Genomic DNA, 21,711 nt, shown 5'->3' on the forward strand with positions numbered 1-21,711 from the left:
GTGCCAGGACCACTCCCAGCGGCTTGAGCCGCCCGAGCGATGTGGGCGGGAACGCCGAGGGCGCGCCCCTGGTCGCCGGTTTTCCTCAGGACTCGGCGAGGTCCGTTCCGGACGTCGGATCGGCGCTCGGCCGCAGTTGCTGGAGGTCGTCCGGACCGACGAACACGGTGGTCGGCCAGGACCGGCCCCGGGAGTCGCCGAGCAGCGCGATGAATCGTCCGGTCGGGTCGAAGGCGGCCACCGCACCCTCCGGCGCCGGTTCGGCGGCGGGGATCCAGCCACCGTGGGCAATGATCGACGCCGCGGTCGCGTCCAGCCGGCGCACCGGGAACGAGACTTCGGCGACCCGGTCCAACGGGACCACCGCGAGCTCGTCCTGGTGCTCCTGGAGGGTGCGGGCCTGCGCTATCCCGAACGGCCCCACCCGGGTCCGCCGCAGCCGGGTCAGGTGTGCACCGCAGCCGAGCGCCGCGCCGAGGTCGCGGGCCAACGCCCGGATGTAGGTGCCGGACGAGCAGGTGATGACGGCGTCGACGTCGAGCATCCCGTCGGCCGGGCGCAGCTCGCCGAGGTCCAACTGACTGACCGTCACCTCACGTGCCGTCAGTTCGACGTCCTCACCGGCCCGCACGCGCTTGTACGCCCGTTCCCCGGCCACCTTGATAGCGCTGATCTGCGCGGGCACCTGCATGATCGTGCCGGTGAACTGCACCGCCGCGGCCCGCACAGCCTCGGCCGACAGCCCGGTCGGGTCGTGCCGGCCGGTCGAGGTGCCGGTCGCGTCGTCGGTGTCGGTGCTCTCACCGAATCGGATCGTGGCCTCGTAGCACTTCTCCCCGCCGGCCAGGTGGCCGAGCAGTCGGGTGGTGCGCTCGATTCCGACGATGAGCACACCGGTCGCCATCGGGTCCAGCGTCCCGGCATGCCCGACCTTCCGGGTGCCGGCCAGTCGCCGCACCCGGGCGACCACGTCGTGCGAGGTCAAGCCGGCCGGCTTGTCGACGACGACAATCCCGCCGGGGCCGGGTTGCTTGGCGTTCACCTGCCGCCGAGGTCGTCGGCCTCGACGGCCTCGTCGGCCTCGACGGCCTCGTCGTCCTCGACGGCCGGGTGTCGGTACGGGTCAGGCTCGCCGGCGTAGTCCGCCCCTTCGGCCCGCCGCTGCACCTCCGCGTCGGCGGCCGCGGCCCGGGCCAACGCAGCGTCCAAAGTGCGAGTGGTGTCCGGCAGGGCGTCGGCCACGAACGCCAACGAGGGGGTGTGCCGCACGCCGGTCTGGCGACCGACCTCGGTGCGCAGCACGCCCTTGGCGCTCTCCAACGCCGCGGCCGTGGCCGTGCGGGCGTCGTCGTCGCCGAAGACCGTGTAGAACACGGTGGCCTCACGCAGGTCGCCGGTCACCCGGGCGTCGGTGATCGTGATGAATCCCAGCCGCGGGTCCTTCACCTTCAGCTCCAGGGTCTCGGCGACGATCACCTTGATCCGGTCCGCCAACTTGCGGGCCCGCGCCTGCAGCGCCGCCGAACTCATCAGTCGTCCTCTCCGTAAAGCTTCTGACGCACGCTCAGAATCTCGACCTCCGGTCGGCCCGCGACCAGTCGCTCGCAGGAGTCGAGCACGTCCCGGCAGTGCTGGGCCTCGCCCGCGACACAGGCGACACCCAGCAGGGCACGACGATGCAGATCCTGATCGCCCACCTCGGCGGCGGACACCGGGTACTTGCGGACCAGCTCGGCCAGGATCGGCCGAACCACGCCGCGTTTGTCCTTCAGCGAATGCACATCGCCCAGGAGCATGTCGATGCTCAGGCTGCCGACGAACACGCGTCCTCCGCCGTCACGCCCCACGACCGTCTCAACTTGTGCCGTGTCGCGCGCCCTTCGATCGTTCTGAGGGGGGCGCGACACGGCAGAAGATGGAAACCTCAGCCGCGCGGCTTCTCCCGCATCTCGTAGGTCTCGATGACGTCGTCGACCTTGATGTCGTTGAAGTTCCCGAGATTGATACCGCACTCGAAGCCCTCGCGGACCTCGGTGGCATCGTCCTTCTCCCGACGCAGCGAGTCGATCGTGAGGCTCGGTGCCACCACCGCCCCGTCGCGGATGAGACGGGCCTTGGTGCCACGGCGGATGGTGCCGTTGCGGACCAGACACCCGGCAATGTTGCCGAACTTGGACGAGGAGAACACCGCCCGGACCTCGGCGGTGCCGAGCTGGATCTCCTCGTACTCCGGCTTGAGCATGCCGGTGAGGGCCGCCTCGACCTCCTCCAGGGCCTGGTAGATGACCGTGTAGTAGCGGATGTCGACGCCCTCGCGCTCGGCGAGTTCGCGCGACTTGCCCTCGGCCCGGACGTTGAAGCCGATGATCACCGCACTCGAGGCAGACGCCAGGGTCACGTCGGACTCGGTGATCGCACCGACCCCGCGGTGGATGACACGCAGGTACACGTCGTCGCCCACCTCGATCTTGAGCAGCGCGTCCTCGAGGGCCTCGACCGAACCGGACACGTCGCCCTTGATGATGAGCAGCAGCTCGGAACGCTGCTGCTGCGAGAGGGCGTCCTGCCAGGTGTCCAGCGCCACCCGCGGCTTGCGCTGGCGGGCCAGCAGCGCGTTGCGCTCGCGCGCCTCACGCCGCTCGGCGATCTGCCGAGCCACCCGGTCCTCGCCGACGACCAGGAAGTTGTCGCCTGCACCGGGCACCGAGGTCAGGCCGAGCACCATGACCGGCCGGGCGGGCCCGGCCTCGGTCAGCACCTGGCCGTGCTCGTCGAGCAGCGCCCGGACGCGACCGAACGCATCGCCCGCGACGATCGAGTCGCCGGGACGCAACGTGCCGCGCTGGACCAGCACGGTGGCCACCGGACCACGACCGCGGTCCAGGTGTGCCTCGATCGCCACGCCCTGCGCGTCCTGGTTCGGGTTGGCCCGCAGGTCCAGGGCTGCGTCGGCGGTCAGGATGATCGCGTCGAGCAGCCCGTCGATGTTGATGCCCTGCTTGGCCGAGACGTCGACGAACATCGTCTCGCCGCCGTACTCCTCGGCCACCAGCCCGTACTCGGTGAGCTGACCGCGCACCTTCGCCGGGTCGGCGCCCTCCTTGTCGATCTTGTTGACCGCGACCACGATCGGCACACCGGCCGCCTGGGCGTGGTTCAACGCCTCGATCGTCTGCGGCTTCACGCCGTCGTCGGCCGCCACCACCAGCACGGCGATGTCGGTGACCTGGGCACCACGGGCACGCATCGAGGTGAAGGCCTCGTGTCCCGGGGTGTCGATGAAAGTGATCCGCCGCTGCCGGTCCTCGCCCTCGTGCGCGATGACCTGGTAGGCGCCGATGTGCTGGGTGATGCCACCCGCCTCACCGGCCACCACGTTCGTGTTGCGGATCGCGTCCAGCAGCTTCGTCTTTCCGTGGTCGACGTGACCCATGACGGTGACGACCGGCGGTCGGATGACCAGGTCTTCCTCTCCGCCCTCGTCCTCGCCCCAGGACAGGTCGAAGGTCTCGAGCAGCTCGCGGTCCTCGTCCTCCGGGCTGACGATCTCCAGGACGACGTTGAGCTCCTGGGAGAGCAGTTCGAGGGTCTCGTCGTTCACCGACTGGGTGGCCGTGACCATCTCACCGAGGTGCATCATCACCGCGACCAACGAGGCGGGGTTCGCCCCGATCTTCTCGGCGAAGTCGGTCAACGAGGAGCCGCGCGGCAACCGGACCGTCTGGCCCTGACCACGCGGAAGCTGCACGCCACCGATCGACGGCGCCTGCATGTTGTCGAACTCTTGACGCCGCTGCTTCTTCGACTTGCGGCCCTTGGTGGGACGCCCACCGGGCCGACCGAAGGCACCCGCGGTTCCGCCGCGGCCACGCCCACCGGCGCCACCGCCCGGTCCACCCGGACGACCGGCGAAGCCACCACCGCCGGCGCCACCGCCAGGTCCGGCCGGACGACCGGCGAAGCCGCCACCGCCACCGCCGGGACCACCCGGACGACCGCCGAAGCCACCGCCACCCGGACGACCGCCGGGGCCACCAGCGGGACGCGGGGCACCGCCGGCACCGGCCGGCCGGCCCCCCGGACCGCCGGGACGACCGCCGGGACCACCGCCGGGTCCACTCGGGCGAGCACCGATCGAACCGGGGGTGGGGGCACCCGGACGCGGGCCACCGACGCCGCTGGGCCGCGGGCCACCGGCGCCCGCCGGACGCGGACCCCCGGGCGAGGCAGGCGCGCCGGAGCCGCCCGGACCACCGGGCGTACCCGGCCGCGGCCGGGACTGCGGCCGAGCCATGCCGGAGGCCGAGGAGGAGAAGGGGTTGTTGCCCGGACGCGGTCCGGGAGCCCGGGCCGGACCGGGACGCGGCGCGCCCGGCCGCGAGTCGTCCGAAGCGTTGGGTGCCGGACGCGAGGCCGCGGGCGGAGCCGCCGGTGCCTGTGCGGCCGGAGCCTGTGCGGGGGCCGGTGCCGCGGGCCCGGGCGCCGGCCGGGTCGGCATGGGAGCCGAGGCCGAGTGCGTGGGCGCGAGCGGGGCAGCCGGTGCGCTGACCACCTCGGACGGTGCCGGGGGTGCGGCCGGCCCCGCTGCGGCCGGAGCCGGGGCTGCCGTCACCGGTTCCACCACGGGCGGTGCCGCCTCGACCGGTGCAGCCGGTCTGGCCGCCGGTCGACGGGCCGGCTTCGCCGGCGCCTCTCCCGGGAAAGCTTCCTGAAGTTTGCGCACGACCGGCGCCTCAATCGTCGAGGACGCCGAACGGACGAATTCCCCCAGTTCCTGGAGCTTGGCCATGACGACCTTGCTCTCTACGCCGAACTCCTTGGCGAGTTCGTAGACCCGGACCTTGGCCACTGTTCTCCCTCTGGTCCGGGCTTGGGCCGCGGACCGCTAACTGGTGCCGGTACTCATCGCTGCGTGCTCATCGAGCGCTCATCGCATTCGACCTGCCTTCACGGTGTTCCTACGGCCCGAAATCGAGTTGCCGAAATCGAGTTGACATCGCGTGGAGCTGTACTCGGTGCTACTGCTGTGGCCCGCCGGCGCAGCGGACCCGGAGATATTCCTCCAGGGCCGAGGTGTCCAGCGCACCGGCGACCCGGAGGGCTCGCTGGAACGCCCGACGACGCAGGGCGAGGTTCAGGCATTCGACGGCCGGATGCACGGAAGCTCCGCGACCGGGGAGTCGACGCCGCGGATCAGGGACACAAACACCCTGCACCGCGACTACCCGCAGCAGGTCCCACGCGCCGCACCGTTCACGACATCCCACACAGAGACGGGTCGGAGTCAACGACTTTCGACCTCACTGTGGGCACGCCGGGACTCGGCTCCGTGCGTTGGACCAAGGCCAGTCTAGCGCGCCGCCGGTGGACGGGCGCATCCGGCGGTCGGCGCGGTGGCCGGCCGCCCGGCTCAACCGTCGGCCGGGTCCCGGTCGAGTTGCCCGTCGGCGTCCGCATCGGCGACCCCGTCAACCGGGTCCACGGGGGCACCGGACGGGTCGGTGCCCTGGGTGTCCGGCCGGATGTCGATGCGCCAACCAGTCAACCGTGCGGCCAGGCGGGCGTTCTGGCCCTCCTTGCCGATGGCCAGCGACAGTTGGTAGTCGGGCACGACCACCCGGGCGGCGCGCGCGGTGGCGTCGACGACCTCGACGTGGCTGACCCGGGCCGGGGAGAGCGCATGGGCGACGAGTTCGGCCGGGTCGTCGGACCAGTCGACGATGTCGATCTTCTCGCCGTGCAGTTCGCTCATCACGTTGCGGACGCGAGCGCCCATCGGGCCGATGCACGCGCCCTTGGCGTTGACACCCGGCTTGGTGGAACGCACCGCGATCTTGGTCCGGTGCCCGGCCTCGCGGGCGATCCCGGCGATCTCGACGGTCCCGTCGGCGATCTCCGGGACCTCGAGGGCGAACAATCGCCGGACCAGGTTCGGATGGGTCCGGGACAGCGTCACCGACGGTCCCTTCATTCCCTTGCGAACCCCGACCACGTAGCACTTGATGCGCGAGCCGTGCGTGTAGTCCTCCCCGGGCACCTGCTCCTGCGGCGGCAGGATCGCCTCGACACGGCCGAGGTCGACCAACACCGCCTTGGGGTCGCGGCCCTGCTGGATCACGCCGGAGACGATGTCGCCCTCGCGGCCGAGGTACTCGCCGTAGGTCATCTCGTCCTCGGCGTCGCGCAGACGCTGCAGGATCACCTGCTTCGCTGTCGTGGCGGCGATCCGGCCGAAGTCGCTCGGGGTGTCCTCGTACTCGCCGACCTGCGTGCCGTCCTCGTCCTGTTCCTGCGCCCACACGATGACGTGTCCGTTGGCGCGGTCCAGCACCACGCGGGCATGCTGCTGCGAGCCCTCGGTGCGGTGGTAGGCGATGAGCAGGGCCGCCTCGATGGCCTCGACCAGGAGACCGAACGAGATGTGCTTCTCCCGTTCCAGCGCGCGCAGGGCGCTCATGTCGATGTCCATCTCAGCGAACCTCCTCTCCGTCGAGTTCCTCGATATTCGCCGGATCCGCGTCGCCCGACCCGACCCGCGAGAACTCCACCTGTACCCGCGCCCGGGCCACCTCCGCGTACTCCACGCGCCGGGTGGTACCCCCCGATTCGTCCAGCAGGTCCGCGCCGCTCTCGTCGCCGCCGGTCAACCGTCCCGCCACGCTGCCACCGGCACGCAGGTCCACCGCAACCAACCGGCCCACCGCGCGCCGCCAGTGCGCCGGCGCGGTCAACGGCCGGTCGACGCCGGGACTGCTGACCTCGAGCACGTAGGGCACGTCGCCCATCAGCCCGTCGGAGTCCAACGCGGTCGAGATCTCGCGGCTGATCTCGGCCACCGCGTCGAGGTCGACTCCCCCGTCGCGGTCGACGACGATTCGCAGGACGCTCCGCCGTCCGGCCGGCGCAACCGCCAGGTCCTCGAGGTCCAGGCCCGCGGCGTCGCACAGCGGGCGCAACGCGGCTGTCAACCGCCTGGCCTCGTGCTTGTCGCTCATCGGAGCTCTCTCCTGGGGACCGATCCGGGTCGGCGGGCCCGTGCGGAATGTGGCATCCGCCGCAACACTAGTGCTCCGCAAGTGGCGGCGGGTCCGCCCGACCGGCCCGGCAGGCATTGGTAGCGTCCCCGAGTGCCCGACGACCGCGATCACTCCCTCGACCGCGGCGCCGCCGCCTGCTCGGCGCCCGGACCCACGCGTCGGACGCTGCTGGGCGCTGCGCTCTCGACGGCGGTGTTGGCGGCCGCCAGCGCCTGTTCCAAGTCCAGGTCGGCCTCCCCGAACGGCGGCGGAAGCGGCGGGAATGGATCGGCCGATCCGGACCCGGGTCTGCTGGCCGGGTTGCGGTCGGTCGAGGCGGGCCTGATCACCCAGTACGACGCCGTGCTCGCGCAGTTCCCGGAGCTGGCGGTGAAGCTCGCTCCGCTGCGCGCCGACCATGGCGGGCACCTGGCTGCCGCCGGTGGCACCGCACCGGCCCCGGCTCCCGCGGCGACCCCGACCCCGACCCCCTCTGCCGGCGCTTCGGCGACGGCTCTGGCCGGCCTGGCGGGGGCGGAGCGCGCCGCAGCCAACGCCCGCATCGGCGACTGCGGCAACGCCCACGGGCCCGAGTTGGCCCGACTGCTCGCCTCGATCGGGGGGTGCGAGGCTGCGCACAGCGCGGTGCTCACCGAGCTGGCGCGCACAGCACAGCCGGCGCCCACAGCACAGCCGGCGCCGAGGAAGACTCGGAAGCCGGTGCCCGCGAAGACCCCGGGAGCGGTCGAGTGAGCAGTTCGCCGGCGGCCCTGCAGCAGGCGTTGGCCGCCGAGCACGCCGCGATCTACGGGTACGGGTTGGTGCTCGGGCAGTTGACCGGTGACGCCCGCGACGACGGGCTGAGCGCGCTGGACGCGCACCGGGCGCGCCGCGACAGGTTGCGGGCCCTGGTCATCGCGGCCGGCGGGACACCCACTGAGGCGGCCCCGGCCTACCGTCCCGAAGCCCCGGTCCAGGGCGCCGCGGCTGCGGCGAAGGTCGCGGCGGACCTGGAACGCGACGTGGCCCTGGCCTTCGGTGACCTGATCGCGGCGAGCACCGCGGAGACCCGGACGTTCGCCGCCCGGTCGTTGCAGGACATCGCGGTCCAGCAGACCGCCTGGCAGCACGCCGCGCCCCGATTCCCGGGGCTGGTCAGCGACCCGACCCCCACCGCGAGCCCGGCACCGCCGCCGGCCTGAGCGTCCGCCCGGACCGAGCAACCGGTGGCCCGGGGGTCAGAAGCGGCCCGGCATTTCCGGTGGCAGGCCGTCGGCGGCTACCCGCGAGCCGTCGGCCGCGACCTCGCCGCCGGCGTTGTCCGCCGGGTTGTGGCGCGCGGGCGGGTGCGCCTCGGTCCACCACTGGACGATCCAGTCGCCCAGGTAGACACCGACCATCGAGTAGACGACCAGGAAGATCGAGTGCCAGCCCGCCTGGGAGAAGCGGAGGGTGACCGTCGGCCACGCGACGATCAGGGCCCAAACCCAGGGCTGGCGCTGCCGCAGCAGGCCGAACGGGATCGAGGCCGCGACCAGCAGCACCGCGAGCACGCGGGCCGGCGGACTGTCGTCGAACAGCGGAACCAGGCCGACCAGGACCCCGGCCATCGCAGCAGCACACCACTGCACCGTGCGGTTCCTCGTCGGCTCGCTCATCGGTGGTCCCCCATGGCCTGGTCGGTGCCCGACCGTTCGGCCTGGAAAACCACGCGGGCCGGGACGGCGCCGGACAGAAGTGCCCCGCCCAGCCTAGGACGATTCGGCCGCCGGCTGCGGCATTTCCACGGATGATCCCGCCCCGTCGGCGCTTACCGCCGCGAGCGGCAGTACAGCGCCCATCAACGCGAACGGCTGCGGCGTCACGTCGAACCGGAACCGGGTCACCAGGTCGCGGAAGCCCAACCGGCGGTAGAAGACCCGTGCGGGCGACTCGGTGTCGTAGGTCGACAGCAGCGCCACCGACGCCGGGGTCCGGGCCAGCAACGTGGTCAACAGCCGGAACCCCACACCGGCGCCGTGATGGCTGGGTAGCACATGCAGTTCGGTGACCGCGTAGGCATCGGGCAACCAGGCGCCGTGGCCGGTCGCGGACAGGCCACGACTGATCTGGTCGAACCACCACTGCCCCGGAACACACTGCGCCCCGTAGGCGAAGCCGACCAACCGGCCGCAGTCCAGCGCGCCGAAGGCGGCGAAGTCCGGGTAGCGCACATGCCGGGTGAGGACGGCGAACCGGTCGGAGGGGACGGGCCCGAGCGCTGCCGCCTGGACGGCCGCCGAGTCGCTCGCGGTGGCGAGCAGGTCGATGGGTTCGATCAGCACCACGGCGGGCCGGCTCCCGCCATCAGAACAGCACCGAACCGAACTCGCCGACCTGGCGGAACCCGACCCGTTCGTACACGGCGCGCGCGGCGTGGTTGTAGTCGTTGACGTAGAGGCTGACCACCGGAGCGACGTGGTCGCGCGCCAAGGCCACTACCGCGGCCATCCCGGGCGCCGCCAATCCCTGCCGTCGATAGCGCGGGTTCACCCACACGCCCTGGATCTGGCAGACCCCGTGCACCGCCGTGCCGACCTCGGCCTTGAACACCACCTCGCCGTTCTCGACGCGGACGTAGGCGCGCCCGGCCTCGACCAGTTCCCGCACCCGGGCGCGGTACATCGCTCCTCCGTCGAGCAGCAGCGGCGAGACCCCGACCTCCTCGGTGAACATCGCGATGCAGGCCGGGACCAACGCGGCCAGGTCGCCCGGTTCGGCACGCCGCACGCCCGGGTCAGGGCGAACGTCGCCGGCGGTCGGGTCCAGCTGCAGCAGGGGTTGGCGCGGTCGAATGTCGCGGGCCGGTCCCCAGGTGGGCTCGAGCAGTTCCCAGAGCCGGAGCACCTGTGCGGAGCGGCCGACGATCGACGAGCAGCGCCGGGGTATCCGGGAAGCGCGTTCGGCGAAGGCCAACAACGAGGTCTCGTCGGCCTCGACCGGGACCACGTTGGCGCCGAGGAAGCACAGGCTGCGCAGCTCGCCGGCGACTTGGTGCCCCCACAGTTCGCCGGCCGCGTAGGAGCCGCCGCGGCGCATGGCCTGCAACCGGGAGAGCATGAACACGTTGGCGACCGGGTCGCGCTCGGCGATCCGGACCGCGGCCGTCAGGTCGGCCAGCCCGAGCACGCGGACCGAGAGGGTGTCGAGCAAGGTCGACTCCTTCCGGCCGGCCGATCACCCGCCCCGCCTCGGTCAGCCGACCGAGACCGTGGGCTCCCCCGAGGCTACGCCGGCCGCGCCCATCTCCTGCGCCAGTCGCAGGGCTTCCTCGATCAGGGTCTCGACGATGGCGGCCTCCGGCACGGTCTTGATGACCTCGCCGCGGACGAAGATCTGGCCCTTGCCGTTGCCGGACGCGACTCCGAGGTCGGCCTCGCGGGCCTCACCCGGGCCGTTGACCACGCAGCCCATGACCGCGACCCGCAGCGGCACCTCCAGGCCGTCGAGGCCGGCGGTGACCTGCTCGGCGAGGGTGTAGACGTCGACCTGGGCCCGGCCGCAGGACGGGCACGAGACGATCTCCAGGCCCCGCTCGCGCAGCCCGAGGGACTCCAGGATCTGGTTGCCGACCTTGACCTCCTCGACCGGCGGCGCGGACAGCGAGACCCGGATCGTGTCGCCGATGCCTTCGGACAGCAGCGCGCCGAACGCGACCGCGGACTTGATCGTGCCCTGGAAGGCCGGCCCGGCCTCGGTGACGCCGAGGTGCAACGGGTGGTCGCAGGCCGCGGCCAGCTTGCGGTAGGCGTCGATCATCACGACCGGGTCGTTGTGCTTCACCGAGATCTTGAAGTCGTGGAAGTCGTGCTCCTCGAAGAGCGAGGCCTCCCACAACGCGGACTCCACCAACGCGTCGGGGGTGGCCCGGCCGTACTTGGCCAGCAGGCGCGGGTCGAGCGATCCGGCGTTGACGCCGATCCGGATCGAGCACCCGGCAGCCTTGGCCGCCCGGGCGATCTCGCCGACCTTGTCGTCGAACTTCTTGATGTTGCCCGGGTTCACCCGGACCGCGGCGCAACCGGCCTCGATCGCGGCGAAGACGTACTTGGGCTGGAAGTGGATGTCGGCGATCACCGGGATCTGGGACTTGCGGGCGATCTCCGGCAGCGCGTCGGCGTCGTCCTGACTGGGCACCGCGACCCGCACGATCTGGCAGCCGGCGGCGGTCAGTTCGGCGATCTGCTGCAGGGTCGCGTTGACGTCCGCGGTCAAGGTCGTGCACATCGACTGCACCGAGACCGGGGCCTCGCCGCCGACCAGCACCGAGCCGACCCGGATCTGCCGGGACTTGCGCCGCGTCGCCAGTTGCAGCGCGGGCGGGGCCGGCATGCCGAGCGAAACCGTCACGAAAAACCTCTCAGCTGAGCTTGACCGGATTGACCAGGTCCGCGGCGACCAGCAGGACCGTCAACCCGACGAGGACCACGAGAAATGCATACGCCATCGGCAGGAGCTTGGTCATGTCGACCCTGCCCGGGTCGGCGCGACCGATCCGCCGGTACAGCCGCCGGCGCACCGATTCGTAGCCGACCACCGCCATGTGGCCACCGTCGAGAGGCAGCAGGGGAAGGGCGTTGAACAGGCCGATGAACACGTTCAGTGCGCCCACGTTGATCAGCACGCTGGACAGGCGGTCGCCGATCGTGGCGTGCTGGGTGGAGAACGTCTCCCCGGAGATCCGGGCCGCGCCGACCACGCCGACCAGGCCCTGCTGGTCGCGGTGGCCGCCGTCGAGGGAGGAGATCAGGTTCGGGATCTTGGCCGGGATGTGCGCCAGGGCCAGGACGCTGGCCTTGGCGGTCTCCCCGATCAGCCGGCCGGAGCCCTTGATGCCGGCCCACGGCCCGGCGCGCACGGTGTGCTCGCTCGGCTCGATGCCCAGGACGCCGACGGTGACGTTCTTCTCCGGGTTGTCCAGGTCCGGGCGCGACCGGGCGATCAGGTCAGGGTTCAGGGTGAGCTGCCGGCCGGAGCGCTCGACGGTGATCGCCAGCGGGCCGGCCCCGGCCGCGCGGATCGCGCGCGCCGCCTGCTCCCAGTTGGTGATGTTCGTCGTGCCGACGACGAGGACCTTGTCCCCGGACTGCAACCCGGCAGCCTTGGCCGGGGAGGCCGGGTCGGCGGCGGTGCAGTCGCTCGAGGTGGAGCCGGCCGGCATGCACGGCTGCACCGTCCCGATCGTCGTGCTGGCGACCGAGGAACCGAACGCGGAAAGCACCACGATGAACATCACGAACGCCGTGATCATGTGCGAGATCGACCCGGCGGACAGCACGACCAGCCGCTTCCAGGAGGCGAACTTGAAGAACGCCCGCGGGGCGTCGGCCTCGGCGACCTGCTCGAGGTCGGTCATCCCGACGATCTTCACGTAGCCGCCGGCCGGCAGCGCCTTGAGCCCGTACTCGGTCTCGCCGCGCCGGAACGACCAGATCTTCGGACCGAACCCGATGAAGTACTCGGTCGCCTTCATCCCGAAGGCCTTCGCGGTCAGCAGATGGCCGAACTCGTGGATCGCGACCGACAGGACCAGGAGGAAGACGAAAAGCAGCACACCGATCAGCGCCATCCCGCGCCACCCCCCGCTGTGCTCATTGCGCGCTCATGCTCCCGACCCTACGCCGCGCCTGCACGCGGGCCCACGACTCGGCCGCCAGCACGTCGGAGAGCGACAGCGTGCCGGCGTCCGGCACGTTCTGATGATCCGACACGACGGCGGCCACCGTCCGGACAATCTCCGGGAAAGCCAATGACCCGTCCAGGAACGCGGCCACGCACTCCTCGTTGGCCGCGTTGAAGACCGCCGGCGCCGTACCGCCCACGCGGGCACATTCCCGGGCGAGTTCCACCGCGGGGAACGCCTCGGTGTCCAACGGCTCGAAGTCCCAGCGGCGCACGGCGCTGAAGTCGCACGCCGGCGCCACTCCGGGTACTCGGTCCGGCCAGGCCAGGGCGAGCGCGATCGGCAACCGCATGTCCGGCGGCGAGGCCTGGGCGATCGTCGAACCGTCGGCGAAGGTCACCATCGAGTGCACGATCGACTGCGGGTGGACGACGACCTCGATCGCGTCCAGCGCGACGTCGAAGAGCAGGTGAGCCTCGATCAGCTCCAGGCCCTTGTTGACCAGGGTCGCCGAGTTGATGGTGACCACCGGGCCCATCTGCCAGGTGGGGTGCGCCAGGGCCTGCTCGGGGGTCACGGCGACCAGATCGGCGGCTCGGCGACCGCGGAACGGACCGCCACTGGCGGTCAGGACCAACCGGGACACCTCGCCGCGGGCGCCGCCGCGCAGGCACTGGGCGATCGCCGAGTGCTCGCTGTCGACCGGGACGATCTGGCCGGGACGGGCAGCCGTGGTGACCAGCCGGCCACCGACGATCAACGACTCCTTGTTGGCCAGCGCGAGCGTCCGGCCGGCGGTCAGCGCGGCCAAGGTCGGGGCCAGGCCGATGCTGCCGGTGATCCCGTTCAGGACGACGTCGCAACCCCACCCGGCCAGCTCGGTCAGCGCGTCCGGGCCGGCCAGGATCTTCGGCAGCCGCGCCTGACCGGCGGAGAACTCGGCGCGCTGGGCGGCGGCGAAGAGGGCCAACTGCAGGTCACCGACGGCGGTGGCCCGGGCCACCGCGACCACGTCGACGTCGAACTCGAGCGCCTGCGCGGCCAGCAACTCGACGTTGCCGCCCCCGGCCCCGAGCCCCACGACGCGGAACCGCTCGGGGGCGTGCCGGACCACGTCGAGGGCCTGGGTGCCGATCGAGCCGGTCGAGCCGAGCAGGACGACGTCGCGGCGGTCGGCGGTCGAGGTCACGGGACCCATTCTTCCCGGTCGGCGGCCGGATTGACGGCTCAGGTCTGGCGCAGCGCCGAGTCGGTGAGATATACCAACCTGCGTAGATTGACAACGATCGTTGGTTAATTACCTCGTGGAGGCGATCGACATGCGGGCACGGCGCTTCTCGAACACGGTCACAGGAAATCTTTCGGTACGGATCGGGGCGCGGGCGGTGACCGCCGCGTTGGCGCTCGCAGCCGTCGGGGCGCTCGGCCCTGCCGCCGCGCATGCCGGAGTCGTTCCGGATCCGCCCGGCCCGGCGGCCGGCGGCCCTGCCGCCGCCGCACTGGCGGCCGGCAGCTATTCCGGCACGTTCGCCAATGTCGCCGATGCGCCGGCGGGCACCGCTGCCATCACCGGCACGGCCAAGATGGTCATCTCGGCGGCGGGCACGAAGGTCAGCCTGGCCGCGACCGGGCTGGATCCGAAGGCGGTTTACGTCGCACACGTGCACAACCAGCCCTGCGCGACCGCCGAGGGCGGCACGCACTTCCAGTTCGACCCGAAGGGCCCGATGGCCCCGCCGAACGAGATCTGGCTGACACCGGTGGCCGTCACGCCGAAGGGCGCCGGCTCGGCGTCCGCGAGCAGCACGATGAAGGCCAACTCGTCGGCCAAGTCGGTGGTGATTCACCTCAAGCGGCCCGCGGGAGCCGCTACGGACGAGGCAAAGCCGCCGAAGTTGGCCTGCGCGGACCTGGCCCACAAGTAGGGCGAGACCTGACAGTCCTCCGGCGGCCCGACGAGGCGGCCGCCGGAGGTCGTCCGCCACTGCACGCTCTCATCCGGTGGGCGGCTCGCGTCGAACCAGCTCGTCGAGCAACCCGCCGATGTGCTCGAACCCACCGGCTACCTGGTCGAACCCGGCCCGCATCTGGGTGAACCCGGCGTGCATCTGCCCCTCCAGGCCGTCGAAGCGCTCCTCCAGGCGGTCGAAGCGGGCGGCCGTCTGCTCGCCGAGCGCGCTGATGACCGCCCGGTTCGCATCGACCTTCACTCCGAAGTCGGCGAGGTCGCGGTCGCGAGCAGCAGCCAGATGCCGCGTCGCCGCGGCATCCGCGGCCACGACGTCCAGACGAGCCTCGACGGCGGTAAGCCGTGCCTCGATCTCGGGAAGTTCAGCCATGTCCGGAACGGTACGTGGGGCGTCCGACAATTTCGAGCGGTCCAGGCCCGGACTCCCGAACATGTCCTGGGCCGTCTACAGCGCCACGTACTTGGTCTCCAGGAACTCCCCGATGCCTTCGAATCCGCCTTCGCGGCCCAGTCCGGAGTGCTTGACGCCGCCGAAGGGCGCGGCCGGGTTGGAGACCAGACCCTGGTTGATGCCGACCATCCCGACATCGAGCTGTTCGGCCAGCAGCAGGGCGCGGTCCAGGTCGGCGGTCCAGGCGTAGGCGACCAGGCCGTACTCGGTGGCGTTGGCCTCCTCGATCGCCTGGGCGTCGTAGGCGAACGCGCGGATCGGGGCGACCGGGCCGAAGACCTCCTCCTTCAGCATCCGTGCGGTGTCCGGGACGTCGGCCAGCACCGTGGGCGGGTAGAAGTGGCCGGGCCCGGGCAGCGGCTTGCCGCCGAGCAGCAGCCGCGCGCCCTTGGCCACGGCGTCGTCGACCAGCATCTGGACCTTCGCCACCGCGGCTTCGTCGATCAGCGGGCCGACGTCGACGCCGGGCTCGGTGCCCGGGCCGACCACCAGAGCGGACATCCGCTCGGTCAGTTGGGCGGCGAAGTCCTCGACCACTCGGTTGTCGACCAGGAAGCGGTTGGCCGCGGTGCACGCCTGTCCGCTGAACCGCATCTTGGCCAGGATCGCGCCCTCGACCGCGCACTCCACGTCGGCGTCGGCGAACACCAGGAACGGGGCATTGCCGCCGAGTTCCATCGAGACCCGCAGCACCTGGTCGGCGGCCCGGGCCAGCAGCATCCGCCCGGTCGCGGTCGACCCGGTGAACGACAGCTTGCGCAGCCGCGGGTCGGCCAGCAGCGGGTTGGTGACCCCGGCCGGGTCGGCGGAGACGATCACGTTCACGACGCCGGCGGGCAGCCCGCACTCGGCGAGGATCCGCACCAGGGCCAGCATGCACAGCGGGGTCTGTTCGGCCGGTTTGACGACCACCGTGCACCCGGCGGCCAGCGCCGGGGCGATCTTGCGGGCGCCCATCGCCAGCGGCAGGTTCCACGGGGTCACGAACAGGCACGGCCCGACCGGCTGCTGCATGGTGAGCACCCGGGTGCGCCCGTCCGGGCTGAGCCGGAAGTCGCCGGCGACCCGGACCGCCTCCTCGGCGAACCACCGGAAGAACTCGGCCGCGTAGGCCACCTCGGCCGCGGCCTCGGCCAGCGGTTTACCTTGTTCGAGGGTCAACAGCAGCGCCAGGTCGTCGCGGGCGGCCAGCACGGCCTCGTAGGCCCGACGCAGCAGTTCGCCCCGTTCGCGCGGCGCGACGGCGGCCCAGCTCCGTTGGGCCGCCGCGGCACAACCCAGTGCCGCGAGCGCATCACCGGGCCCGGCGTCGGAGACCTGACACAGCGTCAGTTCCGTGGCCGGGTCGACGACATCGAGCGTGCGGCCGCCGGAGGCGTCGCGCCAGGTCCCGTCGATGAACAGTTGCTTCGGTGCCGCGGCCAGCACGGCCGCGGCGGTGGAGGATTCCAACGTCTTACCTTTCAACCTCGCAGGATCGGTCGCAGCTTGTCCAAGACCGAGGCGTCCTCGATCGTCGAGGGCACCGGCTCGTTGCGGCCGTCGGCGATGCCTCGCATCGTCTTGCGAAGGATCTTGCCGGACCGGGTCTTGGGCAGCGCGGGAACGACATCCACCTGTTTGAAGACGGCCACCGCCCCGATGTCGCGACGCACCGCGGCGATCAACTCGGCCGCCAGTTCCGCCTCGTCGACGACAACGCCGGCCTTGAGCACGACGAAACCCCGCGGCACCTGGCCCTTGAGCTCGTCGGACACCCCGATCACGGCGCACTCGGCGACCGCCGGGTGCTGTGCCAGCACGGCCTCCATGGTCCCGGTGGACAGGCGATGGCCGGCCACGTTGATGACGTCGTCGGTGCGACCGAGCACGTAGACGTAGCCGTCGGAGTCGGCGTAGCCGCCGTCGCCGGAGAGGTACCAGCCGGGGTAGGCCGACAAGTAGGAGGACTGGAAGCGCTCGTCGTCGTTCCACAGCGTCGGCAGCGAGCCGGGCGGCAGCGGGAGCCGGACGCAGATCGCGCCCTCCTCGTCGGGCTTGCACCGGTTGCCGGCGCCGTCGAGCACCTGGACATCCCAGCCCGGCATCGGAACCGACGGCGAGCCGGCCTTCAACTCCAGCCGCTCCAGCCCGAGCGGGTTGGCCACCATCGGCCAGCCGGTCTCGGTCTGCCACCAGTGGTCGACCACCGGGACGCCGAGCTTCTCCGTCGCCCACCGGTAGGTGTCCGGGTCGAGCCGTTCACCGGCCAGGAACAGGGCCCGCAACCGCGACAGGTCGTACTCCCCCATCAACTTGGCCTCGGGGTCCTCGCGCTTGATGGCACGGAATGCCGTCGGCGCGGTGAACAGGGACATCACGCCGTGCTCGGCGATGACCCGCCAGAAGGCACCGGCGTCCGGGGTGCCGACCGGCTTGCCTTCGTAGAGGACCGTGGTCGCCCCGAGCAGCAGCGGCGCGTAGACGATGTAGGAGTGCCCGACGACCCATCCCACGTCCGACGCCGTCCACCAGACCTCGCCCGGGTGCACGTCGAAGACGTTCTTGATGCTCCACAGCAGTGCGACGGCGTGCCCGCCGTTGTCGCGCACGATCCCCTTCGGCCGTCCGGTGGTGCCGGAGGTGTAGAGGATGTAGAGCGGGTCGGTCGAGGCCACGGTGACGCATTCGACCGGCTCGGCGGTGGCCATCACCTCGTGCCAGTCCACATCCCGGTCGGTCATCCTCGCCGGGGCCTGCTCGCGTTGCAGGATCACGCACGCGGACGGCTTGTGCTCGGCGATCTCGATCGCCTCGTCGAGCATGGGCTTGTACTCGATGATCCGGGTCGGCTCGATCCCGCACGAGGCAGCCACGATCACGACCGGTTCGGCGTCGTTGATGCGCGCGGCCAACTCACGCGGCGCGAACCCGCCGAACACCACCGAGTGCACGGCGCCCAGCCGGGCGCAGGCGAGCATCGCGACGACGGCCTCGGGGACCATGGGCATGTAGATCACGACACGGTCGCCCTTGCGCACGCCCTGCGCCCGTAGTGCGCCGGCGAACCGGGCGGTCTCGTCGCGCAACTGGCGATACGTCAGTTTGCGGACGGCCCCGCTGACCGCGCTGTCGTGGATCAGCGCGACCTGCTCCCCACGGCCGGCGTCGACGTGCCGGTCCAGTGTGTTGTGACAGGTGTTCAGTTCTCCGTCGGGGAACCAGCGCACGAACGGGGCGGCCGACTCGTCGAGCACCACTTGCGGGGCACGGACCCAGTCCAGAGCAGCCGCTGCTTCCGTCCAGAAACCGTCGCGGTCGTCGATCGCACGTCGGAAAGCATCGGAGTAGGCACCCATGGCGTCATCCTCGCGTGCCGAGTGCGGTTCACACCACGGAGGGGCGCACCGGATCCGCGAACGGTAGGCCCATCGCCTCCAGGCGAGCCTCCAACGCCTCGACCCCCTCGACCGCGACGAACGCCGCCTCGGCCGCGGTGATCGGCAGCAGCCAGAGCATCCGGGTGCTGTTGCGGCCCCATCTGAAGAACTCGAAGTTCGGGCCGTACGGGTAGGGCAGCGTGACCAGCAAGTGATCGCACTCCGAGCCGGGCGACCAGGCCCGGCCCAGCGGGACCACACTGCCCCGGTCCAACCGCCCGGCCGGGGTGCCGCAGTGCGCGACCGCCGCCGCGGTGACCGTGGCCACGTGGGCCGGGTCCGGCTCGCGAGCGGTGAGCACGAACTCGACGCCGGCACCGCGCTTCTGCACCGCCGCCCAGCACCCCAGGCTGACGTAGCTGACCAGCCCGAAGGCCGGGCCCGGCGCGACCTCGACGACGTCGAGTCCGGGCACCCGGTCCAACGCCTCCGGTCCCGGCGAGATCGAGTACATCGCGTGCCCGGCGAACCAGTCGGTCAGGTGACGGCCCAGCGCCTCCGCGGGAGTCTTCATGACCCGGGACCCGGGGTGGTGGCGGCCAGTTGCCCGCAGGCGCCGTCGATCTCGCGGCCCCGGGTGTCGCGGACGGTCACCGCGACACCGTGCCGTTGCAGCACCCGGACGAACGTCGCCTCGTCGCGGCGGCGGGAGGCGGTCCACTGCGAGCCCGGGGTCGGGTTCAGCGGGATCAGGTTGACGTGCACCCAGGACGAACCTTCGGCCCGGCCTGCCGCAACCAGCAGGCGGCCCAACTGCTCGGCCCGATCGGCCTGGTCGTTCACGTCGCGGATCAGCGCGTACTCGATCGAGACACGACGGCCGGTCTTCCTCCAGTAGGCGTGGGCCGCGCCGACGGTCTCGGCCACCGGCCAGCGCCGGTTGACCGGGACCAGCGTGTCGCGCAATTCGTCGTCCGGGGCGTGCAACGAGAGGGCCAGGGTCACGCCGAGGCCCGAGTCGGCCAGCTTCTCGATCGCCGGGACCAGGCCGACGGTTGAGACCACGATCGACCGGCGGGACAGGCCCATCCCATCCGGCGCGGGTTCGATGAGCCGAGCCAGTGCCGAGGTGACCACCTCGTAGTTGGCCAACGGCTCACCCATGCCCATGAACACGACGTTCGACACCCGGCCGGGGCCCCCGGCCAGCGCTCCGGTGTCCAGCGCGCGGGCGGCGGCGACGACCTGGTCGACGATCTCGGCGGCCGACAGGTTGCGCGTCAGGCCGGCCTGGCCGGTGGCGCAGAACGGGCAGTTCATGCCGCAGCCGGCTTGCGAGGACACGCAGACAGTGACCCGGTCCGGATAGCGCATGACGACGCTCTCCACCTGGGCACCGTCGAACAACCGCCAGACCGTCTTGTGGGTCAGGCCGTCGTCGCAGACCAGCGAGCGCAGCGGGTCGAGCAGTTGCGGCAGCAACGCCTCGGCCAACGGCGCGCGCGCCCGCTCCGGGACGTCGGACCAGTCGGCCGGGCTCGCGCTGCGGTGCACGAAGTAGTGGCGGGAAACCTGTCCGGCCCGGAAACCGGGTTGGCCGAGTTCGGTGACCACGGCCTTGCGCGCCGCGGCGTCGAGGTCGGCGAGGTGCCGCGGGGGCTTACCCCGCCGCGGGGCGGTGAAGGTCAGTTCTCCCGGAGCAGGCATGTCGAGCAGTCATTCTCCCAGGCCGGTAGCGTTGCCTTCATCGCGACTGGCGCCACGGGCGGAATCGACCGCCGGGGAGCATGTCTGGCGGGGCCGTGCGCCTGGGCTCCGCACCTTCGCCAACGCCAGGAGGACACGTGAGCGAGCTTGCGAGCGAACGAATTGAGGGAGCAGCGTTTCGCTCACTGGTGGACCCTCGCGAAGCGAGGGTCCACCAGTGAGCGCCGACCCGACATTGCGGGAATCCGACCCCGAACTCGCTGCGCTGATCGCGGCCGAGGAACGCCGGCAGGCCGACACGATCAAGCTGATCCCGTCGGAGAACTACGTGTCCCGGGCGGTCCTGGAGGCCACCGGGACCGTGCTGACCAACAAGTACTCCGAAGGCTACGCGGGCCGCCGGTACTACGAGGGCCAGCAGGTCATCGACCAGATCGAGACCCTCGCGGTCGAGCGCGCCAAGTCGCTGTTCGGCGTCGACCACGCCAACGTCCAGCCGTACTCCGGCTCGCCCGCGAATCTGGCCGTCTACCTGGCGTTCCTCTCCCCCGGCGACAAGGTCCTCGGGATGGCGCTGCCGATGGGCGGGCATCTGACCCACGGCTGGTCGGTCTCGGCCACCGGCACCTGGTTCACCCCGGTCCGGTACGGCGTGCGCGCCGACACCGGTCGCGTCGACATGGACGAGGTTCGCGAGATCGCGCTGGCCGAGCGTCCGAAGCTGATCTTCTGCGGCGGGACCGCGGTCCCCCGGACGATCGACTTCCCGGCGTTCGCGGAGATCGCCCGCGAGATCGACGCCGTGCTGGCCGCCGACATCGCGCACATCGCCGGCTTGGTGGCCGGGGGCGCGCACCCGTCGCCGGTCGGGCATGCCCCGGTGATCTCCACCACCACGCACAAGACCTTGCGGGGGCCGCGCGGCGCGATGCTGATGTGCGACCAGCAGCACGCCAAGGCCATCGACAAGGCCGTGTTCCCGGGGCTGCAGGGCGGGCCGCACAACCACACCACTGCCGCGATCGCCACCGCGCTGCACGAGGCCGCCACCGATGAGTTCCGCAGCTACGCGGCGGCCATCGTGAGCAATGCGAAGGCGCTGGCCGAAGGGTTGTCGGCCCGCGGGTTCGAGCTGGTCTCCGGGGGCACCGACAACCACCTGGTGCTCATCGACCTGACCAGCAAGGGCCTGGCCGGCAAGCCGGCCGCGCAGGCGCTGGACCGGGCCGGGCTGGAGACCAACTACAACACCGTCCCCTACGACCCGCGCAAGCCGTTCGACCCCTCCGGCGTGCGGATCGGTACCCCGGCGGTCACCTCACGCGGCATGGGCCCGGCCGAGATGGAGCTGATCGCCGGCTGGTTCGACGAGGTCGTGTCCGCGGCCGTGCGAGGGGACGAGGACACGATCACCCGGGTGCGTAAGGAAGTCACCGAGCTGACCGCGGCCTTCCCTGCCCCCGGCCTCCTGGCCTGACCCCACCCCGACAGGACGCATCTTCTGTCGTGTCCCGCGCCCTTCCGGCGCCGGGTAGGGCGCCTGACAC

Annotated in this window: 23 protein-coding genes and 1 riboswitch; of the genes, 5 read left to right on the forward strand and 18 right to left on the reverse strand. The window is 71.5% G+C overall.

Annotated features, from left to right (window positions below; genetic code table 11):
* Nucleotides 1-85 precede the first annotated feature (85 nt).
* The 4 genes from truB to infB form a co-directional block, all read right to left on the reverse strand.
* The gene (gene truB, locus VHU88_09085; GenBank protein HEX3611824.1) at nucleotides 86-1,042 is read right to left on the reverse strand and encodes a tRNA pseudouridine(55) synthase TruB; all 957 of its coding nucleotides are present in this window, start codon (nucleotides 1,040-1,042) and stop codon (nucleotides 86-88) included.
* On the reverse strand, nucleotides 1,039-1,530 hold the full coding sequence (gene rbfA / locus VHU88_09090) for a 30S ribosome-binding factor RbfA (protein HEX3611825.1): 492 nt from the start codon (nucleotides 1,528-1,530) through the stop codon (nucleotides 1,039-1,041). Before rbfA ends, truB begins: the two co-directional genes overlap by 4 nt.
* The gene (locus VHU88_09095; protein ID HEX3611826.1) at nucleotides 1,530-1,823 is read right to left on the reverse strand and encodes a DUF503 domain-containing protein; all 294 of its coding nucleotides are present in this window, start codon (nucleotides 1,821-1,823) and stop codon (nucleotides 1,530-1,532) included. Before VHU88_09095 ends, rbfA begins: the two co-directional genes overlap by 1 nt.
* Before the next feature lie 101 nt (nucleotides 1,824-1,924).
* Complete coding sequence (infB, locus tag VHU88_09100) at nucleotides 1,925-3,772, reverse strand: translation initiation factor IF-2 (protein HEX3611827.1); 1,848 nt, start codon at nucleotides 3,770-3,772, stop codon at nucleotides 1,925-1,927.
* Between the two features lie 520 nt (nucleotides 3,773-4,292).
* On the opposite strand from infB, the gene VHU88_09105 reads away from it, so the two are divergent.
* On the forward strand, nucleotides 4,293-4,712 hold the full coding sequence (locus VHU88_09105; protein HEX3611828.1) for a hypothetical protein: 420 nt from the start codon (nucleotides 4,293-4,295) through the stop codon (nucleotides 4,710-4,712).
* 306 nt (nucleotides 4,713-5,018) lie between these two features.
* On the opposite strand, the gene VHU88_09110 is transcribed toward VHU88_09105, so the two are convergent.
* From VHU88_09110 to rimP, 3 genes are all read right to left on the reverse strand, one after another.
* The gene (locus VHU88_09110) at nucleotides 5,019-5,267 is read right to left on the reverse strand and encodes a YlxR family protein (protein ID HEX3611829.1); all 249 of its coding nucleotides are present in this window, start codon (nucleotides 5,265-5,267) and stop codon (nucleotides 5,019-5,021) included.
* A 143-nt stretch (nucleotides 5,268-5,410) separates the two neighbouring features.
* The gene (nusA, locus tag VHU88_09115; protein HEX3611830.1) at nucleotides 5,411-6,469 is read right to left on the reverse strand and encodes a transcription termination factor NusA; all 1,059 of its coding nucleotides are present in this window, start codon (nucleotides 6,467-6,469) and stop codon (nucleotides 5,411-5,413) included.
* A gap of 1 nt (nucleotide 6,470) precedes the next feature.
* Nucleotides 6,471-6,995 (reverse strand): ribosome maturation factor RimP, encoded by a 525-nt coding sequence (rimP, locus tag VHU88_09120; GenBank protein ID HEX3611831.1) that lies wholly within the window; start codon nucleotides 6,993-6,995, stop codon nucleotides 6,471-6,473.
* Nucleotides 6,996-7,127: 132 nt separating this feature from the next.
* Between rimP and VHU88_09125 the strand changes: the two genes are divergently transcribed.
* Nucleotides 7,128-7,769: a hypothetical protein gene (locus VHU88_09125; GenBank protein ID HEX3611832.1), complete on the forward strand. Its 642-nt coding sequence runs from the start codon at nucleotides 7,128-7,130 to the stop codon at nucleotides 7,767-7,769.
* Nucleotides 7,766-8,218: a ferritin-like domain-containing protein gene (locus VHU88_09130; GenBank protein ID HEX3611833.1), complete on the forward strand. Its 453-nt coding sequence runs from the start codon at nucleotides 7,766-7,768 to the stop codon at nucleotides 8,216-8,218. Before VHU88_09125 ends, VHU88_09130 begins: the two co-directional genes overlap by 4 nt.
* Nucleotides 8,219-8,254: 36 nt before the next feature.
* On the opposite strand, the gene VHU88_09135 is transcribed toward VHU88_09130, so the two are convergent.
* From VHU88_09135 to dxr, 6 genes are all read right to left on the reverse strand, one after another.
* Nucleotides 8,255-8,674 (reverse strand): hypothetical protein, encoded by a 420-nt coding sequence (locus tag VHU88_09135; protein ID HEX3611834.1) that lies wholly within the window; start codon nucleotides 8,672-8,674, stop codon nucleotides 8,255-8,257.
* Between the two features lie 93 nt (nucleotides 8,675-8,767).
* Entirely contained in the window at nucleotides 8,768-9,343 is a 576-nt protein-coding gene (locus tag VHU88_09140) for a GNAT family N-acetyltransferase (protein HEX3611835.1), read from the reverse strand.
* Nucleotides 9,344-9,362: 19 nt separating this feature from the next.
* A complete protein-coding gene (locus tag VHU88_09145; protein HEX3611836.1) occupies nucleotides 9,363-10,208 on the reverse strand; it encodes a GNAT family N-acetyltransferase in 846 nt (281 codons plus the stop codon).
* 42 nt (nucleotides 10,209-10,250) lie between these two features.
* Entirely contained in the window at nucleotides 10,251-11,405 is a 1,155-nt protein-coding gene (ispG, locus tag VHU88_09150; GenBank protein ID HEX3611837.1) for a flavodoxin-dependent (E)-4-hydroxy-3-methylbut-2-enyl-diphosphate synthase, read from the reverse strand.
* A gap of 10 nt (nucleotides 11,406-11,415) precedes the next feature.
* On the reverse strand, nucleotides 11,416-12,624 hold the full coding sequence (locus VHU88_09155) for a site-2 protease family protein (GenBank protein ID HEX3611838.1): 1,209 nt from the start codon (nucleotides 12,622-12,624) through the stop codon (nucleotides 11,416-11,418).
* 22 nt (nucleotides 12,625-12,646) lie between these two features.
* The gene (gene dxr / locus VHU88_09160; GenBank protein HEX3611839.1) at nucleotides 12,647-13,867 is read right to left on the reverse strand and encodes a 1-deoxy-D-xylulose-5-phosphate reductoisomerase; all 1,221 of its coding nucleotides are present in this window, start codon (nucleotides 13,865-13,867) and stop codon (nucleotides 12,647-12,649) included.
* Nucleotides 13,868-13,967: 100 nt separating this feature from the next.
* Here dxr and VHU88_09165 point away from each other — a divergent pair, with 100 nt between their 5' ends.
* On the forward strand, nucleotides 13,968-14,603 hold the full coding sequence (locus VHU88_09165; protein ID HEX3611840.1) for a hypothetical protein: 636 nt from the start codon (nucleotides 13,968-13,970) through the stop codon (nucleotides 14,601-14,603).
* 69 nt (nucleotides 14,604-14,672) lie between these two features.
* On the opposite strand, the gene VHU88_09170 is transcribed toward VHU88_09165, so the two are convergent.
* The 5 genes from VHU88_09170 to rlmN form a co-directional block, all read right to left on the reverse strand.
* Nucleotides 14,673-15,017, reverse strand: coding sequence for a hypothetical protein (locus VHU88_09170; GenBank protein ID HEX3611841.1), 345 nt, complete (start codon nucleotides 15,015-15,017; stop codon nucleotides 14,673-14,675).
* A gap of 75 nt (nucleotides 15,018-15,092) precedes the next feature.
* Nucleotides 15,093-16,550, reverse strand: coding sequence for an NAD-dependent succinate-semialdehyde dehydrogenase (locus VHU88_09175; protein ID HEX3611842.1), 1,458 nt, complete (start codon nucleotides 16,548-16,550; stop codon nucleotides 15,093-15,095).
* A gap of 11 nt (nucleotides 16,551-16,561) precedes the next feature.
* Nucleotides 16,562-18,436 (reverse strand): propionyl-CoA synthetase, encoded by a 1,875-nt coding sequence (locus VHU88_09180; protein HEX3611843.1) that lies wholly within the window; start codon nucleotides 18,434-18,436, stop codon nucleotides 16,562-16,564.
* 28 nt (nucleotides 18,437-18,464) lie between these two features.
* Complete coding sequence (locus tag VHU88_09185) at nucleotides 18,465-19,031, reverse strand: suppressor of fused domain protein (protein ID HEX3611844.1); 567 nt, start codon at nucleotides 19,029-19,031, stop codon at nucleotides 18,465-18,467.
* On the reverse strand, nucleotides 19,028-20,164 hold the full coding sequence (gene rlmN / locus VHU88_09190; protein ID HEX3611845.1) for a 23S rRNA (adenine(2503)-C(2))-methyltransferase RlmN: 1,137 nt from the start codon (nucleotides 20,162-20,164) through the stop codon (nucleotides 19,028-19,030). Before rlmN ends, VHU88_09185 begins: the two co-directional genes overlap by 4 nt.
* Before the next feature lie 32 nt (nucleotides 20,165-20,196).
* Nucleotides 20,197-20,278: riboswitch (ZMP/ZTP riboswitch) on the forward strand.
* Between the two features lie 103 nt (nucleotides 20,279-20,381).
* On the opposite strand from rlmN, the gene glyA reads away from it, so the two are divergent.
* Nucleotides 20,382-21,641, forward strand: a complete 1,260-nt coding sequence (gene glyA / locus VHU88_09195) for a serine hydroxymethyltransferase (protein ID HEX3611846.1) — start codon at nucleotides 20,382-20,384, stop codon at nucleotides 21,639-21,641.
* Nucleotides 21,642-21,711 lie beyond the last annotated feature (70 nt).

The organism is Sporichthyaceae bacterium (genome assembly GCA_036269075.1).
Classification (GTDB): domain Bacteria; phylum Actinomycetota; class Actinomycetes; order Sporichthyales; family Sporichthyaceae; genus DASQPJ01.

What these genes read in the sequence shown, in the direction of transcription:
- VHU88_09155 (HEX3611838.1), bottom strand. Translation starts at nt 12,624, where the DNA reads ATGGCGCTGATCGGTGTGCTGCTTTTCGTCTTCCTCCTGGTCCTGTCG.
- VHU88_09170 (HEX3611841.1), bottom strand. Translation starts at nt 15,017, where the DNA reads ATGGCTGAACTTCCCGAGATCGAGGCACGGCTTACCGCCGTCGAGGCT.
- VHU88_09135 (HEX3611834.1), bottom strand. Translation starts at nt 8,674, where the DNA reads ATGAGCGAGCCGACGAGGAACCGCACGGTGCAGTGGTGTGCTGCTGCG.
- VHU88_09180 (HEX3611843.1), bottom strand. Translation starts at nt 18,436, where the DNA reads ATGGGTGCCTACTCCGATGCTTTCCGACGTGCGATCGACGACCGCGAC.
- VHU88_09185 (HEX3611844.1), bottom strand. Translation starts at nt 19,031, where the DNA reads ATGAAGACTCCCGCGGAGGCGCTGGGCCGTCACCTGACCGACTGGTTC.
- rimP (HEX3611831.1), bottom strand. Translation starts at nt 6,995, where the DNA reads ATGAGCGACAAGCACGAGGCCAGGCGGTTGACAGCCGCGTTGCGCCCG.
- infB (HEX3611827.1), bottom strand. Translation starts at nt 3,772, where the DNA reads ATGCAGGCGCCGTCGATCGGTGGCGTGCAGCTTCCGCGTGGTCAGGGC.
- VHU88_09105 (HEX3611828.1), top strand. Translation starts at nt 4,293, where the DNA reads ATGCCGGAGGCCGAGGAGGAGAAGGGGTTGTTGCCCGGACGCGGTCCG.
- rlmN (HEX3611845.1), bottom strand. Translation starts at nt 20,164, where the DNA reads ATGCCTGCTCCGGGAGAACTGACCTTCACCGCCCCGCGGCGGGGTAAG.
- nusA (HEX3611830.1), bottom strand. Translation starts at nt 6,469, where the DNA reads ATGGACATCGACATGAGCGCCCTGCGCGCGCTGGAACGGGAGAAGCAC.
- rbfA (HEX3611825.1), bottom strand. Translation starts at nt 1,530, where the DNA reads ATGAGTTCGGCGGCGCTGCAGGCGCGGGCCCGCAAGTTGGCGGACCGG.